Annotated in this window: 18 protein-coding genes; 13 read left to right on the top strand and 5 right to left on the bottom strand. The window is 69.0% G+C overall.

The annotated features are described in order from the left end of the window. Nucleotides 1-152: 152 nt before the first annotated feature. Nucleotides 153-1,985: a 2-oxo acid dehydrogenase subunit E2 gene (locus tag ACFQEV_RS15990; protein WP_379698163.1), complete on the bottom strand. Its 1,833-nt coding sequence runs from the start codon at nt 1,983-1,985 to the stop codon at nt 153-155. A 126-nt stretch (nt 1,986-2,111) separates the two neighbouring features. Here ACFQEV_RS15990 and ACFQEV_RS15995 point away from each other — a divergent pair, with 126 nt between their 5' ends. Beyond that, nucleotides 2,112-3,041, top strand: coding sequence for a sulfide-dependent adenosine diphosphate thiazole synthase (locus ACFQEV_RS15995; protein WP_379698166.1), 930 nt, complete (start codon nt 2,112-2,114; stop codon nt 3,039-3,041). 73 nt (nt 3,042-3,114) lie between these two features. Here the strand turns inward: ACFQEV_RS15995 and ACFQEV_RS16000 are convergent, their stop codons facing one another. The 3 genes from ACFQEV_RS16000 to dcd are packed head-to-tail and all read right to left on the bottom strand — an operon-like array spanning nt 3,115 to nt 5,367. After that, nucleotides 3,115-3,825 (bottom strand): class I SAM-dependent methyltransferase, encoded by a 711-nt coding sequence (locus tag ACFQEV_RS16000; protein WP_379698168.1) that lies wholly within the window; start codon nt 3,823-3,825, stop codon nt 3,115-3,117. Nucleotides 3,826-3,853: 28 nt separating this feature from the next. Continuing rightward, nucleotides 3,854-4,762, bottom strand: a complete 909-nt coding sequence (locus ACFQEV_RS16005) for a thiamine-phosphate synthase family protein (protein WP_379698171.1) — start codon at nt 4,760-4,762, stop codon at nt 3,854-3,856. Beyond that, nucleotides 4,759-5,367: a dCTP deaminase gene (dcd, locus tag ACFQEV_RS16010; protein WP_379698174.1), complete on the bottom strand. Its 609-nt coding sequence runs from the start codon at nt 5,365-5,367 to the stop codon at nt 4,759-4,761. Before dcd ends, ACFQEV_RS16005 begins: the two co-directional genes overlap by 4 nt. 191 nt (nt 5,368-5,558) lie before the next feature. Here dcd and ACFQEV_RS16015 point away from each other — a divergent pair, with 191 nt between their 5' ends. The 12 genes from ACFQEV_RS16015 (at nt 5,559) to ACFQEV_RS16070 (ending at nt 12,659) form a co-directional block, all read left to right on the top strand. Continuing rightward, nucleotides 5,559-6,140 (top strand): universal stress protein, encoded by a 582-nt coding sequence (locus ACFQEV_RS16015; protein ID WP_379698177.1) that lies wholly within the window; start codon nt 5,559-5,561, stop codon nt 6,138-6,140. 63 nt (nt 6,141-6,203) lie between these two features. Continuing rightward, nucleotides 6,204-6,542 (top strand): peptidyl-tRNA hydrolase Pth2, encoded by a 339-nt coding sequence (gene pth2 / locus ACFQEV_RS16020; RefSeq protein ID WP_379698179.1) that lies wholly within the window; start codon nt 6,204-6,206, stop codon nt 6,540-6,542. A gap of 63 nt (nt 6,543-6,605) precedes the next feature. Continuing rightward, nucleotides 6,606-7,979 (top strand): PAS domain S-box protein, encoded by a 1,374-nt coding sequence (locus ACFQEV_RS16025; protein WP_379698181.1) that lies wholly within the window; start codon nt 6,606-6,608, stop codon nt 7,977-7,979. Nucleotides 7,980-8,056: 77 nt separating this feature from the next. Then, nucleotides 8,057-8,437: a response regulator gene (locus tag ACFQEV_RS16030; protein WP_379698184.1), complete on the top strand. Its 381-nt coding sequence runs from the start codon at nt 8,057-8,059 to the stop codon at nt 8,435-8,437. Nucleotides 8,438-8,544: 107 nt separating this feature from the next. Next, nucleotides 8,545-9,957, top strand: coding sequence for a tRNA pseudouridine(13) synthase TruD (gene truD, locus ACFQEV_RS16035; RefSeq protein ID WP_379698187.1), 1,413 nt, complete (start codon nt 8,545-8,547; stop codon nt 9,955-9,957). 101 nt (nt 9,958-10,058) lie between these two features. Then, a complete protein-coding gene (locus ACFQEV_RS16040; protein ID WP_379698190.1) occupies nt 10,059-10,787 on the top strand; it encodes a DUF2103 domain-containing protein in 729 nt (242 codons plus the stop codon). Between the two features lie 107 nt (nt 10,788-10,894). After that, nucleotides 10,895-11,167, top strand: a complete 273-nt coding sequence (locus tag ACFQEV_RS16045) for an eL43 family ribosomal protein (protein WP_092537642.1) — start codon at nt 10,895-10,897, stop codon at nt 11,165-11,167. 39 nt (nt 11,168-11,206) lie between these two features. Beyond that, a complete protein-coding gene (locus tag ACFQEV_RS16050) occupies nt 11,207-11,341 on the top strand; it encodes a DNA-directed RNA polymerase subunit P (protein WP_089764242.1) in 135 nt (44 codons plus the stop codon). Between the two features lie 26 nt (nt 11,342-11,367). Beyond that, nucleotides 11,368-11,625, top strand: a complete 258-nt coding sequence (locus ACFQEV_RS16055; protein ID WP_379698194.1) for a KEOPS complex subunit Pcc1 — start codon at nt 11,368-11,370, stop codon at nt 11,623-11,625. A gap of 84 nt (nt 11,626-11,709) precedes the next feature. After that, on the top strand, nt 11,710-12,108 hold the full coding sequence (locus tag ACFQEV_RS16060) for a prefoldin subunit beta (protein WP_379698195.1): 399 nt from the start codon (nt 11,710-11,712) through the stop codon (nt 12,106-12,108). 6 nt (nt 12,109-12,114) lie between these two features. Beyond that, nucleotides 12,115-12,372, top strand: coding sequence for a DUF3194 domain-containing protein (locus tag ACFQEV_RS16065; RefSeq protein ID WP_379698198.1), 258 nt, complete (start codon nt 12,115-12,117; stop codon nt 12,370-12,372). Nucleotides 12,373-12,458: 86 nt separating this feature from the next. Further along, nucleotides 12,459-12,659 carry an HVO_0649 family zinc finger protein gene (locus ACFQEV_RS16070; RefSeq protein ID WP_379698201.1) on the top strand — a complete coding sequence of 67 codons (201 nt, stop codon included), beginning with the start codon at nt 12,459-12,461 and terminating at the stop codon, nt 12,657-12,659. Between the two features lie 37 nt (nt 12,660-12,696). Here ACFQEV_RS16070 and ACFQEV_RS16075 read toward each other — a convergent pair whose 3' ends face one another. Next, nucleotides 12,697-14,607 carry a DUF2070 family protein gene (locus tag ACFQEV_RS16075; RefSeq protein ID WP_379698204.1) on the bottom strand — a complete coding sequence of 637 codons (1,911 nt, stop codon included), beginning with the start codon at nt 14,605-14,607 and terminating at the stop codon, nt 12,697-12,699. Nucleotides 14,608-14,645: the final 38 nt, after the last annotated feature.

Raw genomic sequence — 14,645 nt, forward strand, 5'->3', positions numbered from 1 at the left:
GCGCGCAGTCGTCGGGAACGGACGTTCTTGTCGCCGCCATCGTCGTCGGAATCGTCGGCGTGGTGAACTACGGGTGCGCGCCGTCAGAAACGGTCTCTAGACGGCCGTCGCCGGGTGATTCGCGGGGCGGTTCATCGCCCCAGTGAACGCCGTCACGCCCGCCGCCAGTCTAGGGAGACGGGCAGGTCCTCGCGGAGGAGTTCGTTGACGTGGCAGGTTCGCTCGCCGTTGCGCACGATGCGCTCTACCGTCTCGTCGTCGGCGTCGGTGTCGAGCACCGCGGTCAGCGATACCGACTCGACGGACCCCTCCGGCGGCGTCGCCTCCGCCTCGACGGTGACGTTCCGCACGTCCGCGTCGCGGATGTCCGCTTGGACGCCGATGCTCGCAGAGAGGCAGGCCGCCAGCGAACTGACGAACAGGTCCACCGGCGTCGGCGCGGTGCCGCCGCCGAACTCCTCTGTCACGTCGAAGTCGTACTCGAACGAACCCGCCTCGACCGTTCCCTTCAGGTCGGGGCCGACGGACGCCGTCGCCGCCGCCTCCGGGAGTTCCGCCGGTTCGGGTTCGGACGCCTCCACGCCGTCTAAGAGGGGCCACGGGTCGTCGAGGTGGTCCGAGAGGGTGGCCATGAAGCGCGCCGCGTCCGCCCCGTCCACGACGCGGTGGTCGAACGACAGGTCGAGGGGGAGCATCCGGCGGGTGGTGAAGTCGTCGGAACCGCCACCGTCGTCCGGGACGACCCGTTCTTCGACGGCGTTGACGCCGAGGATGGCCACCTGCGGCGGGTTGATGACGGGGTCGAACGACTCCACGCCGAGGACGCCGAGGTTCGAGACGGTGAACGTCCCACCCGACAGGTCGTCCATCGAGTAGTCGCCGTCGAGGACGCTCCGGGTCACCTCCCGACGCGTCTCGGCGAGTTCCGACAGGGAGAGCGAATCGACGCCGCGGACGACGGGCGCGAGCAACCCCTCCTCGACGTCCACGGCGACGCAGACGTTCTGGTCCGCGTGGAGGCGGTGGGTGTCGTCTCGGAAGGTGGCGTTGAACCCCGGATGCTCCGCGAGCGTCGCGGACAGTGCCTTCAGGAGGACGTCCGTCAGCGACACGTCCGCGCCGAGTTGCTCCGCCGCGGCGTCCGCCGCCGCGAGGGCCGTCTCCGCGTTCATCGTCCGGTGGACGGTGACGTGGACGGACTCGCGGTAACTCTTCCCGAGTCTGTCGGCGATGGTGCGGCGCATCCCGGACAGTTTCCGCTCCTCGGTCACCGCCGGGCCGGCGGATTCGCCGGCCGCCTCCCCGCCGCCGGATTCGGCCGCCGTCTCCACGTCCTCCTCTGTGATAGCGCCGCCCGGGCCGGACCCCTCGACGCTCCCGAGGCGCACGCCGAGTTCCTCCGCGCGCTTCTTCGCCCGCGGACTGGCTTTCACGTCCTCCTCGTCGCCCGGACCGCCGGATTCGGCCGCCGCCTCCACGTCCTCCTCCGTAATCGCGCCGCCGGGACCCGACCCCTCCACCGTCGAGACGTCCACGCCGAGTTCCTCGGCGCGCTTTCTCGCGCGCGGACTGGCCTTGACGTCCGCCGCGGACCCGGAACCGCCCCCGGAGTCCGCGCCGGCCGCGGTTCCGCCGCCTTCGCTCGTCTCCGCGCCGGATTCCGCCGTCTCCGTTCGCTCCTCCGCGTCGGGCGCGTCCTCGACGGCCCCCGCCTCGAAGTCGGCCATCAGCGAGGAGATGTCCTCGTCCGCGCCGGCGACGATGCCGAGTGCGGCCCCCGGCGGGACGGACTCGCCCGCCTCGACGCCAACGTGCCTGAGAACGCCCGACTCGCGCGCGTCTATCTCCGCCGTCGTCTTCTCGGACTCTATCTCCGCGACGGGGTCGTCCTCCGCCACCTCGTCGCCCTCCTCCGCCAACCACTCGACGACCGTTCCGGAATCCATCTCCAGCCCTAACTTGGGCATCTTGACGACGTACGACATGGCGCGAACTACACCGCAATCCATGTTAAACGATAGCACGCGACGCAAATCGTGAGAGTCGCCGCGAGCGACGAACCCGCACAGTTATAGTAGTGGATGATACTACCTAGTGGTATGTCCGGCAAGATGTCAGACTTCGACGGATTCGCGGACGTGAGCGAGGCGCAGGTGACGCGAGCGATCGCGACCGATTGGACTGAGGAGTTCCTCGACAGGATAGACACGGAGGTAATCGTCGTCGGCGGCGGTCCCTCGGGTCTCGTCGCGGCGAAGGAACTGGCCGAACGCGACGTGGACGTGACCATCGTCGAGAAGAACAACTACCTCGGCGGCGGGTTCTGGCTGGGCGGCTTCCTGATGAACAAGGTGACCGTCCGCGACCCGGCCCAGGAGGTACTCGACGAACTGGGCGTCCCCTACACCGAGAGCGACGAGGCCGAGGACCTGTACGTCGCCGACGGCCCGCACGCCTGTTCCGGCCTGATAAAGGCCGCCTGCGACGCGGGCGCGACGGTCCAGAACATGACGGAGTTCACGGACATCGTCGTCCGCGACGGCCACCGCGTCGGCGGCGTCGTCCTCAACTGGACGCCCGTCCACGCCCTGCCGCGCGAACTGACGTGCGTGGACCCCGTGGCCGTGGAGTCCGACCTCGTTCTGGACGCGACGGGCCACGACGCCGTCGTCATCTCGAAACTCGCCGAACGCGGCGCACTCGACGCGCCCGGCATCGAACACGCCCAAGAGCACAACACCGGGATGGATCAGACCGACGAGGGCGAGTACGGCGCGCCCGGCCACGACTCGCCCGGCCACGACTCCATGTGGGTCGGAAAGAGCGAGGACGAGGTGGTCGAACACACCGGCGTCGTCCACCCCGGCGTCGTCGCCTCCGGGATGGCCGTCGCCACCGCCCACGGCCTCCCGCGGATGGGGCCGACGTTCGGCGCGATGCTCCTCTCGGGCAAGCGCGCGGCGCAGTCCTGCCTCGACGAACTGGGCCGCGACGCCCCCGCCGTGGAGTACGGCGCGACGCCCTCGCCCGCCGACGACTGAACGCCCTGCTCGAAAACGACCGCCCGCACCGCTGACGAACCGACCGACCCTCCACTCCCTTTCCGGCGATAGCTCACGTTCCGTCGCGGTTGGCCTCCGACTCGACCGCGTCCTCCCGAACCCTCCCGCCGCGGACGCGCGCGAACCCGAGTGCGCGAACGTCGCGCCGGACGCCCGTACAGAGGCGTTCGAGTTCGGAGTGGGCGGCGACGAGTCTCTCGTCTAAGAGCGTCGCGGGCGAGTCCATCCGCCGGCCCCCGCCGGGCGGCGTGGTGGCGCGGACGAGGCCCGCGAAGACGGCGTTCAGCGGTCGGCCGAGCGGAGACGTGCTCCGGCCCAAATCGCCCAACGCGAGTCGCCCGTCGGGACCGACCAGCGTCGCCCACGTCCGCACGGCGGCGGCGGGGTCGGGGAGCATCCCCGAGACGAACGTCGCCAGAACGGCGTCCGCCTCGCAGAGGGGCGGGCGCGTCGCGTCGCCGCGGACGACGTGGACGTTCTCCCAGCCCTCGCGTTCGACTCTGTCGCGGGCGACTGCGAGGACGCCCGGCGTGAAGTCCACGCCGACGACGGTTCCCGAGGGGCCGACGCGTTCGCGGAGGTGCGGGAAGTTCGCGCCGGTGCCGCACCCCATCTCGACGACCGTATCGCCCGGTTGCGGATCGAGGGCGGCGATGACGCTCTCGCGGAGGTCGGCGACGCCCGGCGTCCGTCGGGCGACGAGGTCGTACACCGTCGCGTACCGCGAGTAGAACTCCTGCGTCGCGGCGGTGCCGTCGGTCATGGGAGGAGGGTTCGGAGGGACCGCCCGGTCAGTTCAGGAGGGTGTCGCGGACGGTCCGTGCGACCGTGTGTGCGTCCGGACCGAGAATGTACGTTATGGCCTCGATGCCGTAACCGCCGGTCTGATAGATGACGAACGTCTCCGTCAGGTCGTCGCGGCCCGCCACCTCGTCGGCGATGGGGTCCGCCTCCGCGTCGGGGTCGAACTCGATGACGGTGTAGCCGGCGTCGGCCAACGCCGAGACGACGTTCTCGTCGTACCGGACGTTCAGGCCGGCGCTGACGTCCGCGCCGCCGCGGCGCGCGTCGAGGAGGACCGACGCGACGTGTTCGCTGACGCCGAACTCGGGGTCGCTCGGGACCGTGGCGCGACCCTTCACGTCGAAGATTCGGCCGGGGACGGCGGCGACGTCCTCGATGCCCGCCGCGTCGGGCAGACACTCCGCGAGGTTCGACCCGACGTTGGGGATGAGTCCTGCGAATCCGCTCGCGTTCGTCAGGGTTCGCAGGCCGCGCCGGACCGACGACCGGACGCGTTCGGCGTTTCGGAGGCCGCTGTCGGGGTCGTGGACGCTCAGGTCGCCGTCGTACTCGGCGAGTCCCGGCATCTCCGCTTCGTGCATCGACGCCAGCAGGTCGCCCTGTTCGAGGCGGCGGATGAGCACCTCCGCCTCGACGAGGGCCTGCACCGGCGTCATGTCGCCCGTCGCCAGTCCCTCGCCGATCCGGTCCACGAGCTCGACGACCCGTTCGTCTTCGAGGAACGCCTCGCGGCGGCCCACCTCGCCGTGGGCGTACTTCGAGACGGCGCTTTGGCTGATTCCGAGGGCGTCGGCCACCTCGCGTTGGGTGAGGCTGCGTTCGCGGAGGTCCTCCGCGAGCATCGACCGGAACGTCGGGAGGAACTCCTCGACGACAATCTCCTCGACGAACCTCATCGATCCTCCCCCGCCCGTTCGCGCGCGCCGACGAACTCGGGGTCGTCGCCGATTCGGGAGGCCTGCGGCCCCGTCTGGTTCTGGTACTTCGACCCGCGGTCGGACCCGTACGGCCGGTCGGCCGCCCGCTTCAGTTCGGTGAAGACGAGTTGGGAGACGCGCATCCCCGGCGTGAGGGCGACGGGCGCGGTGCCGAGGTTCGACAGTTCGAGCGTTATCTGCCCCTTGTAGCCGGGATCGACGATACCCGCGGTGGCGTGGATGACGATGGCCAGACGGCCGAGCGACGACCGGCCCTCGACCGTCGCCAGCAGATCCGGCGGAATCTCGACCCGTTCCTTGGTCGTCCCGAGGACGAAGTCGCCGGGGTGGAGGATGAACTCCTCGCCCTCCTCGACGTACGTCTCGGTGACGTACTTGCTCACCTCGTCCTCGCGGTTGGGGTGGATGCAGGAGATGTTCGTCCGTTGGAACTCCAGGAACTCCGTTCCGAGTCGCAGGTCGATGCTCGCCGGTTGGACCTGCATGTCGATGTCGTCTATCGGGTCCACGACGAGGTCGCCCGCCTCCAGGCGTTCGAGGATGTCCGCGTCGGAGAGTATCATACAGGAGTGAGGGCGTCGGTAGCGGGTAAAATCTCTCATTCTCGTCGCCTCCGAAACGCGACGCCCGCGGCGCGCCGTTCACGCCGTGAACGTCGTTCACGGTTCGACACGCGTTCGACCTGTGAAAATGAATCGTCGCGTGCATAATTTTCTGGACAAATATATGCTCTAACCGCGGATAATACGGCGTAATGGCAGTACATTCGACCGGCGCGGGTGGATTGCGCGAGGGGAGCGACCGGGAACGTCCGGGGACGACGGCGGCCGCAGAGGCAACGGCCGAGGGCGAAACGAAGGGCGTCTTCGACCGCGTCCTCGTCGCCGTCGAGGGAGACACCCACGAGGAGGTGGCCGAGGTGGCCGTCTCGGTGGCCGCGAGACACGGCGCGAGCGTGGACGCGCTATCGATAGTTCGGATGAACGCCTCCGTGGACCACTGGGACGTGGTGGTCGAACGGCGAGAGCGAAGCGCCGAGGCGGCACTCGACGCCGCGGGAGACGCCGCCGCGGAGGCGGGACAGTCGGTCGCGAAGCGACTCCGGTACGGCGACCCCGCCGAGGAGATAACGCTGTACGCCGAGGGGAACGGCGTCGATCTGGTCGTCCTGGGCGAACCGAACCGGACCGGCCTCCGGCGGTTCCTCTCGCCGAAGAGCGTCACCGACCGCGTGCGCAAGTCGGCGTCCGTGCCGGTTCTCACGGTCCCCGCCGCGGACGGCGCGTCGGAGACGACCGATCCGCGCGCCGCGCCGGAACCCGACTCGACGGCGTAGGCGGCGTCGGCGTCCGCCGCCCCGGAGAGAAGAACCTTTAGCCGGCGGCCGTCGATTCGGGGTATGAAACAGGCCATTGTCGCCCGCGCGGACCTCGGCATGGGCCGCGGGAAACTCGCCGCCCAGGTGGCGCACGCGTCGCTTTCGGCGTACGAGGACACCGACGACCGGACGCGCTCTCAGTGGAAGGGAAGCGGTCAAAAGAAGATCGTCCTGAAGGCCAACGGCGAGTCGAAGCTGTTCGAACTCGCGGACGCCGCCGAACGGGAGGGACTTCCCCACGCGATAATCCGCGACGCCGGGCACACGCAACTCGACCCCGGAACTGTCACCGCACTCGCCGTCGGCCCGGGGCCCGAGGACGCGGTCAACCGGGTGACGGGCGACCTCTCCCTGTACTGATATCGCCGCTTTCACATTGAACGGGCCAAATTGCTTACCTAACGGCAGGTTCCATTCCGAACGATGAAAGAGTTCGCCGCGTCTAACCCGGACGAGACGCTTCTCGACGTGTTGGAGAACGCCAACGACGTCATCACCGTTCGGGACGCCGAGACCGGCGAGACTCTCGCCGTGAGCGGGGGCGTCGAGGAGATGTTCGGCTACACCCCCGAGGAGTTCACCGCCCGGAGCATCGAGGAGTACAGCGCCGACGCCGAGGCGTTCGACCGGGAGGAGATCGAGACGCGGTTCGAGGAGGCGCGGCGCGAGGGGGAAGCCACGTTCGAGTGGAAGGTGAAGGCGAGAGACGGCACCGAGTTCTGGACCGAGGTGAACCTCTCGCGGACGGAGATCGGGGGCCGCGACTGCCTCCTGAGTGTCGTCCGCGACATCGACGACCGAAAGGAGAAGGAGAGCGAGTTAGAGCGGTACAAGCGACTCGTCTCTCTCGTCTCCGATCCGGTGTTCACCATCGACGAGGACGACCGCATCGACTTCGTCAACGACGCCGCCGTCTCGCTCAGCGGGTACTCCCGCGAGGAACTGCGGGGGGCCGACCCGAGTCGCATCGTCGAGTCCGAGGAGGACGAAGACGAGTTCGAGAAGATTCACCGACTGGCGGACGCCCCCGACGACTCCGTCAGACTGGAGGGGACCGTCCAACGCCCGGACGGGAGCACCCGAACCATCGAGGCGAACATCGCCCCTCTCCCGACCGAGAACGGGGAGTTCAGCGGTGCCGTCGGCGTCGCACGCGACATCACGGCGCGAAAGGAGAGGGAGGAACACCTCAAACGGTTCGCGAGCGTCCTCTCGCACGACCTCAGAAACCCGCTGAACGCCGCACAGGCGCAGGCGACGCTCCTCAGGGAGGCCGAGGGCGTCGAGAGCGACTACCTCGATACGCTGGATCGGCTCCACGAACGGATGGCCGACATCGTAGACGACGTGTTGACGCTGGCCCGCGAGGGGACGACGGTCGAGGACCCCGAACCGGTCGAACTGCGGCGGGCCGTCGAGAAGGCGTGGGAATCGACGCCGTCCGACGAGGGCACAGTCGTCGTCGCGGACGAACTCGGCACCGTCCGCGGCGACCCCCGGCGCGTCCGCCGCCTGTTCGAGAACCTCCTCGACAACGCCGTCACCCACGCCGGGCCCGACGTGACCGTCCGCGTCGAACCCCTCCCGGACGGCTTCGCGGTCACCGACGACGGACCGGGCATCCCGCCGGAGGAACGCGACAGCGTCTTCGAGTACGGCTACTCGACGGCCGAACGCGGGACCGGGTTTGGACTGAACATCGTCGCCGAGATAGCGAAGGCCCACGGGTGGTCGGTCTCACTCGGCGACGCGGACGCCGAAGGCACGCGGTTCGAGGTGACCGGCGTGTCGAGGTGACCGGCGCGGACGGGGTGACGGCGAGGCGGGGACGCCACGGTTATGTATCGGCAACCGAGAACGTCTACAATAGCACGATGACCGGGGACCGACCGACCGTCCTCGTCGTCGAGGACGAGGAGACGGTCGTCGAAGCGTACGCACTGTGGCTCTCGGACACGGCGGACGTCCGTACCGCGACCGACGGCGAGGAGGCCCTCGAACTCGTGGACGACGACGTGGACGCGGTGCTCCTCGACCGGCGGATGCCGGACCTCTCGGGCGACGAGACGCTGGCGAAGATACGCGAACGCGGCTACGACTGTCGCGTCGCGATGGTCACCGCGGTGGATCCCGGCGTGGAGGCGACGGAGGGGTCGTTCGACGCCTACCTGACGAAGCCCGTGACCAGAGAGGAGATAGTAGACACCGTAACGGAGCTTCTCGAACTGGTGCGCGATGACGACGCCGGGGAGTAGGCTACGCACACCTCCGAGGACTCGCTTCGCTCGTCCTCGCACGAACCGGAGGGGCCTTGTCGGTCCGGCCGGAAGGTGCGACGACCGGACCTGCCGGGGAGACACAGATGCGAGAGGCACACCCACTCGAACGGCGCGTCGGCATCGAACGGTACGTGAGCGACGCCGCGGGGACGGGCGGCCGTCTCCGGGCGTCGCCCGAGGACTTCAGGGTCCGCGAACTGGAGGCGATGGACCCCGAGCCAGCGGATTCGGACCCCGGCGACTACCCCCACCTCCTCCTGCGGGTCACCCTGCGCGGGTGGGACACGAACGACTACGCGCGCCGCCTCTCGGACGCCCTCGGCGTCAGCAGGGAACGCGTCGCGTGGGCCGGAACGAAGGACAAACACGCGGTCACGACGCAACTGTTCACCGTCCGCGACGTGGACCCCGACGAGATTCCCGAGGTGCGAGACGCCGACGCGGACGTCCTCGGACGAGTCGGACGCGACCTCGGGTTCGGCGACTTGGCGGGCAACGCCTTCGAGATTCGCGTCACCGACGCCGACCGCCCGGAGAACGCGGCAGCCGTCACCGCCGAACTCGCGTCGTTCCTCGCCGACGAGGGCGGCGACGCGAAGGACGGCGCAGGGGCCGCCGCGGGCGGTGACGGCGGCGATCCGTCGTCCCCCGCCGCCGTGGCCGTCCCCAACTACTTCGGCCACCAGCGATTCGGCAGTCGCCGCCCGGTGACCCACGAAGTCGGCCTGAGCGTCGTCCGCGGCGAGTGGCGCGAGGCCGTGTTGACGTACGCCGGCAATCCGTTCGAGGCGGAACCGGAGGGGACGCAGGAGGCGCGGCGGTTCGTGGACGAACAGGCGGCGTCGTCGGACCCCGACTGGGCCGCCGCCGTAGAGCGGATGCCGAACCGCCTGCGGTACGAGCGGTCGATGCTCCACCGCCTCGCCCAAGACGGCGCGGAGACGGACGACGACTGGCGGCACGCCCTCGAAGCCGTCCCGCGGAACCTCCAGCGACTGTTCGTCAACGCCGCCCAGTCGTACGCGTTCAACAGGATACTGAGCGAACGGCTCGAACGCGGGATGCCCCTCTCGCGCCCCGTCGAGGGCGACGTGGTCTGTTTCTCCGACCGCGACGCGCCGGAGGGCCTCTACCGACCCGACACCGACCGCACGCAGGTCGCCACCGGCCGCCGGGTGGACGTGATGGCGCGGCACTGCGAACGCGGGCGGGCGTTCGTCACCGCGCCCCTCGTCGGCACCGACACCGAGTTCGCCGAGGGCGAGGCCGGCGAGGTCGAACGCGGCGTGATGGACGAACTGGGCCTCGAACCCTCGGACTTCGACCTGCCCGGCGAGTTCGACTCCTCGGGAACGCGGCGGGCCGTCCTCCTCCGGACCGAGGTGGACGTGGAGGCGGAGTCCGACGCGTACACGCTCTCCTTTTCGCTCCCCTCGGGGTCGTACGCGACGGTGCTCCTGCGGGAGTACCTGAAGACGAGTCCGAGAGCGCAGTAAGTCGGTCTCTCGCTCTTCGTCGTCCGCACGCCCGAACCGTCTTCGCGCGAGACGGTTCGGATGACGCGGCGCTTTTATGCGGCCGCCGCTTTCCGACAAACATGGACTGTGGGCGGTGCGGGACGCCGCTAGAGAAACCGGGAGACTACTGTCTCACCTGTAACACCGCCAACTGCGACACCGTCGTCGTCGTCTTCGAACGTGCGCGCGCCGAACTGACGATGCTCGACGAGGAGGACGTGATAGGGGAGACGACGGTGACGACCATCCCCGAGGACGGCGACGAGAGTCGCGTCGTCGAACTGCGGAACTTCGCCGGACTCGTCGCCGACGAGGTGCGGCGGAAGCGCCCCGAGGAGGTGTACGCCGCGGGCGACAGAGACGTCCTCCGCGAGGCGCGCGCGCAACTGCACCACGAGTTCTTCCGCGTCGCCGGCGAGAACCCGGTCGAACGCGTCCTCGAACGGCGCGGGGAACGCGCCCTCGAAGTCGTGGAGACGCCGCCGCGGGAGAAACTCGGCGGGACGCACTCGACGCTCATCGGCGGGCGGAAGGGCCGCCGCGCCATCGGCGTCGTCGCGGGCCACCCGCACGTCAAGAAGATAATCCCCGGCCCGATAGACGCGAGCGGAAAGGGCTCCCGCACGAGTCTCCGCGCGAAGGTGACCCGCGCCGACGGCAACGGCAACGTCCGACTCCTCCTGCGCGACGGGTCGAGCGTACAGGAGAACCGCGTCGTGACGACGGCGATGGACACCGAAACCGGCGAGTTCGTCCGCGACGACCTGAACGACGCCCTGCGCGAGGCGGAACTCCAAGACGGCGCGTGAGGGGCGTCGCGGACGCCGGCGCACGCGACGGAGGCGTGCCACGCCGGCGCACGCGGCGGAGACGACTCGTAGGCTTTATCCGGCCGCCCCGGGTATCAGGCGATACTATGGCCGAAAAGAAGGCACGAAAGACCGGCAGCGCCGGTCGCTTCGGCGCGCGATACGGGCGCGTCGCCCGACGCCGGGTCAAGGAGATAGAAGCCGAGATGCGCTCCGCGAAAGTCGACGGCGACGACGTGACGCGCGTCGGCACGGGCATCTGGAAGAACGAGGAGACGGGCGAACTGTTCACCGGCGGCACGTACCGCCCGCAGACGCCCGGCGGAAAGCAGGTCCGTCGCTCCATCCGCGCGGCGCTCTCGTCGGACGACGACGAGTAACGCGGAAGATACAACACGCTTCACCACTCACGACACACAATGAGCTACAAGTGCTCTCGCTGTAAGCGCGACGTCGAACTGGACGAGTACGGCGGCGTGCGCTGTCCGTACTGCGGGCACCGCGTCCTCCTGAAGGAGCGCGCGCCCGACGTGAAGGAAGTCCCGGTCGAGTAACTCCGCTTTCTTTCTCTCTCGACTCGATGGACGGCGCGTACGACGCGACGCTCGAATTCTCCTACGCCGACGAGCGACGCGCCCGCGCCGTCGCCGAGAGCGTCCGCGTCGAAGTCGGCGAGATAGACGACGCCCGATCGGCCGCGAGCGTCGAACGCGAGGGGCGACTCGTGCGCGTCCGCGTCGACGCCGCGGACCTCGTCGCCCTCCGGGCGGGGACGAACTCGTGGCTCCGCCTCGTCTCCGTCGCGGAGACGGTGGCGGCGGACGCCGACCGGCGCTGAGACCGAGGCGCACGACGCGTCCCGGGGTCCCACTCAGCGGGCGGAATACGGGCCTTTTTCAGTCAGCATCCCGTCGGCCCGAGTATGCAGGGTAGTCTGCCGCCGGAAGCACAGGAGAAACTCGAGGAACTGCAGGACCTGCAGGAGACCGCACAGCAGGTCGCCGCGCAGAAACAGCAGGCCGAGTCCACGCTCACCGAGTCTAAGACGGCGCTCGAAACGCTCGAAGACGTCGACGAGGACACCGTGATGTACCGAGAGATCGGCGAACTGCTCGTCGAGACGGAGTACGACGAGGCGTACGACGACCTCGAAGAGAAGGTCGACACGCTCGAGATCCGCGTCGAGCAGCTCAAAAAGCAGGAAGAGCGAGTGCAGGAGCAGTTCGAGGACCTCCAGAGCGAACTCCAGCAGATGCTGCAGGGCGGCGCGGGCGGCGCGGGCGGCGGCCCGATGGGCCCCGGTGGCGCAGGCGGCGCGTAAGCGACGATGCCGTCAGACGAAGAGGTCGTGGAGACGGCCGCCGAGGCCGCGGAAGGCGTCATCTTCGCGCGCTACAAGCAGTCCGAGGTCACCGACTTCGACGTGACGGTGACGTTCGAGGACGGCGTCCTCGACGTGGACGTGTACGTCAACGCGCCCGACGACGCCGACGCCGATGCCGACGAGGTGGCCGACGAAGCGGCCCTCGCGGCGCGGGACGCCGTGGACGAACTGTTCGACGAAACCGACGCGACCGAGCAGTAACGGCCCGGTCCGCGCGGAGCGACTTTTTGACGACGTCCACTCGTTCATGAGAAATCATTATATTTCTCTGTGCTATATGGTGTCATATGGCAACGAGAAACCGAGGCGGTGGGACGCCGTTGGAGCGACTCCGAACGCACTACGAACGCACTCGGATGCGGTGTACGGCCTGCGGATACGAGGACGAGGACGGCGAGTGGACGGCGACGACGACGGGTCGTCGGGTGAGGTACGAACACGTCTGCCCGAGTTGCGGAACGGTCGATACCGCCGAGATACGGCTGTAGATCGACCGGAATCCGGAGAGAGGAAGACGGGGAGTGGCTACGCGAACAGGAAGATGAGGACGCTGACGGCCATCGCAGCGAGGATGACGGAGGCGGCGAACGCGCCGCCCATCGAGACGACGGCGTTGGCGTGACTGGCGAGCGTCTCCGTGCGGTCGTTTCCGAAGACGGTCACCTCGGCGAGTTCGACCGCCACCCCCGCCTCGACGGGTTCGCAGTCCTCCCGAGCCTCCGCCACGAGGTCGGAGACGAGCGTCCGGAGTTCGTCCCAGTCTATCGCCGCGCCGACCTGGTTGTCGGCTTTCACGGTGTTGACGATGTGGGTGTCCGTCGTCATCACCTCCGCGATATCGACCGCGTTCTCGCCCTCGGTGAGGTCCGAGAGCAGTTCGTCGCGGAGCCCCGGTTCCATGTTGTTGCCGTCCACGAGGACGTACGCCGTCGTCTGCCCGTTCACCTCGGTGACGGAGACGCGGATGCCGAGGGGGCCGATGCCCTCCATCGGCGTCCACTCCGTCCGGTGCCACGCGACGCCGAGGGAGACGTCGCCGCGTTCGGCCTCGCGCAGTTCCTCGCCCGCCAGTCCCGCGGCGGTTATCATGTCGAAGGAACGCCGCGACCCGGGGGTGACGTGACCCAAGTCGGGGCCGTCGAGGCCGTTGTTGCAGTTGTGCGCGTCCACGAGGAGGACGTCGTCCAAGCCTCTGGTCCGCGCCTCCGCCGCCGCCGAGAGGCCGACGGCGTACTCCACGTCGTCGGCGAACCCCGGCGCGTACGTCGAGACCAACACGGCGTCGTCGCCGAACCCCTGTCCGAGCATCTTCGCCTCCCCGGACTCCGTGCGGACGCTCTCGGTCGCTTCGGTGCCGTACTCGATGCTCCGGTAGGCGTCCTCGGCGGTGTCGAGGATGGTGTCCACCTCGCGTTCGGTGACGAGGTTGAAGTCGTGGCCCGCGGTGGCGTGCGGCGGGAACGCCAGCCCCTCCGAACGCCGCGCGACGCGTTCGGGGAAGTTGCCGCCGCCGATTTCGCCCATCGGCCCCGGGTGGATCATCGGCAGGACGAACCGCGCCTTCTCGGAGCCGCCGGGTTCGCGGAACGACAGGACCGTGACGGGCACGACGGCCTCCTCGCCCAGTTTCTCGAAGAACGTCTCTAACTCCCGGGAGCCCTCCGCGACGTGGCCGATGAACCCGCCGAGGAAGTCGAGCATGGAGACGCCGAGACTGCGCCGCCACGGCCGGTCCACGACGACGACGAAGCCGTAGACGAAACCGGCGTACACCGCACACATCACGCCGAGGAGGAGGAAGTGGTCGGGCGAGAGACCGGAGAGCGCGGCGGGGGCGTGGTCCGCCCGGGAGAGGTACGGCGTCAGGTACGCGCTGAGGAGCGACCCGCCGAACGAGAGAAAGCGGAGCGTTCCGCTGTAGACGAACAGGAGCACCGCCGCCGTCAGCGTCTGGATGCTCGCCGGCACCGCCGCGACGAGAATCGACAACTGCGAGACGGCCATGATGACGAGCAAGCGGAAGGCGAACACCGACGCGAGGGCGACGACGAGGGCGTCGAAGACGAACCGCTGGTCGAGGGGCGTGAACACGGAGACGGTGGCGGCGACGGTGACGATGGCGACCATGATCACCTCCGAGACGAGGGCCAGGAGCGACGACCGGTTCGGGGTCAACTTCCCCCCGACGAACCGGTCTACGCCGGTCGTGCCGAACACCGCGACGATGGTCGGGATGCCGATGAAGAAGATGCCCTCCCACGCGTCCTTCCCGAGGAAGAACAGGCCGCGCCACGTCCGGGCCGCCTCGCCCGTGTCGAACGCGGCGACGCCCGCCATCGCGGCCAGGAGGAGGGCGAACCCGAGGCTGGCGTACCAACTCGGGGCGCGGAAGATGAACCGCGATAGCCCCGCGAGGTCACTTTGAGTCGCCGTCATGCTGAGACGTTCACGTCTTCCGTAGTAAAACTCGTGCG

Source organism: Halopelagius fulvigenes (assembly GCF_042662625.1).
Classification (GTDB): domain Archaea; phylum Halobacteriota; class Halobacteria; order Halobacteriales; family Haloferacaceae; genus Halopelagius; species Halopelagius fulvigenes.

Coding starts and splice junctions, on each gene's coding strand:
- ACFQEV_RS16055 (WP_379698194.1), top strand. CDS start 11,368: ATGGACGGCGCGTACGACGCGACGCTCGAATTCTCCTACGCCGACGAG.
- ACFQEV_RS16005 (WP_379698171.1), bottom strand. CDS start 4,762: ATGAGGTTCGTCGAGGAGATTGTCGTCGAGGAGTTCCTCCCGACGTTC.
- ACFQEV_RS16025 (WP_379698181.1), top strand. CDS start 6,606: ATGAAAGAGTTCGCCGCGTCTAACCCGGACGAGACGCTTCTCGACGTG.
- dcd (WP_379698174.1), bottom strand. CDS start 5,367: ATGATACTCTCCGACGCGGACATCCTCGAACGCCTGGAGGCGGGCGAC.
- truD (WP_379698187.1), top strand. CDS start 8,545: ATGCGAGAGGCACACCCACTCGAACGGCGCGTCGGCATCGAACGGTAC.
- ACFQEV_RS15995 (WP_379698166.1), top strand. CDS start 2,112: ATGTCAGACTTCGACGGATTCGCGGACGTGAGCGAGGCGCAGGTGACG.
- ACFQEV_RS16070 (WP_379698201.1), top strand. CDS start 12,459: ATGGCAACGAGAAACCGAGGCGGTGGGACGCCGTTGGAGCGACTCCGA.
- ACFQEV_RS16050 (WP_089764242.1), top strand. CDS start 11,207: ATGAGCTACAAGTGCTCTCGCTGTAAGCGCGACGTCGAACTGGACGAG.
- ACFQEV_RS16045 (WP_092537642.1), top strand. CDS start 10,895: ATGGCCGAAAAGAAGGCACGAAAGACCGGCAGCGCCGGTCGCTTCGGC.
- ACFQEV_RS16075 (WP_379698204.1), bottom strand. CDS start 14,607: ATGACGGCGACTCAAAGTGACCTCGCGGGGCTATCGCGGTTCATCTTC.
- ACFQEV_RS16000 (WP_379698168.1), bottom strand. CDS start 3,825: ATGACCGACGGCACCGCCGCGACGCAGGAGTTCTACTCGCGGTACGCG.
- ACFQEV_RS15990 (WP_379698163.1), bottom strand. CDS start 1,985: ATGTCGTACGTCGTCAAGATGCCCAAGTTAGGGCTGGAGATGGATTCC.
- ACFQEV_RS16065 (WP_379698198.1), top strand. CDS start 12,115: ATGCCGTCAGACGAAGAGGTCGTGGAGACGGCCGCCGAGGCCGCGGAA.
- pth2 (WP_379698179.1), top strand. CDS start 6,204: ATGAAACAGGCCATTGTCGCCCGCGCGGACCTCGGCATGGGCCGCGGG.
- ACFQEV_RS16060 (WP_379698195.1), top strand. CDS start 11,710: ATGCAGGGTAGTCTGCCGCCGGAAGCACAGGAGAAACTCGAGGAACTG.
- ACFQEV_RS16015 (WP_379698177.1), top strand. CDS start 5,559: ATGGCAGTACATTCGACCGGCGCGGGTGGATTGCGCGAGGGGAGCGAC.
- ACFQEV_RS16040 (WP_379698190.1), top strand. CDS start 10,059: ATGGACTGTGGGCGGTGCGGGACGCCGCTAGAGAAACCGGGAGACTAC.
- ACFQEV_RS16030 (WP_379698184.1), top strand. CDS start 8,057: ATGACCGGGGACCGACCGACCGTCCTCGTCGTCGAGGACGAGGAGACG.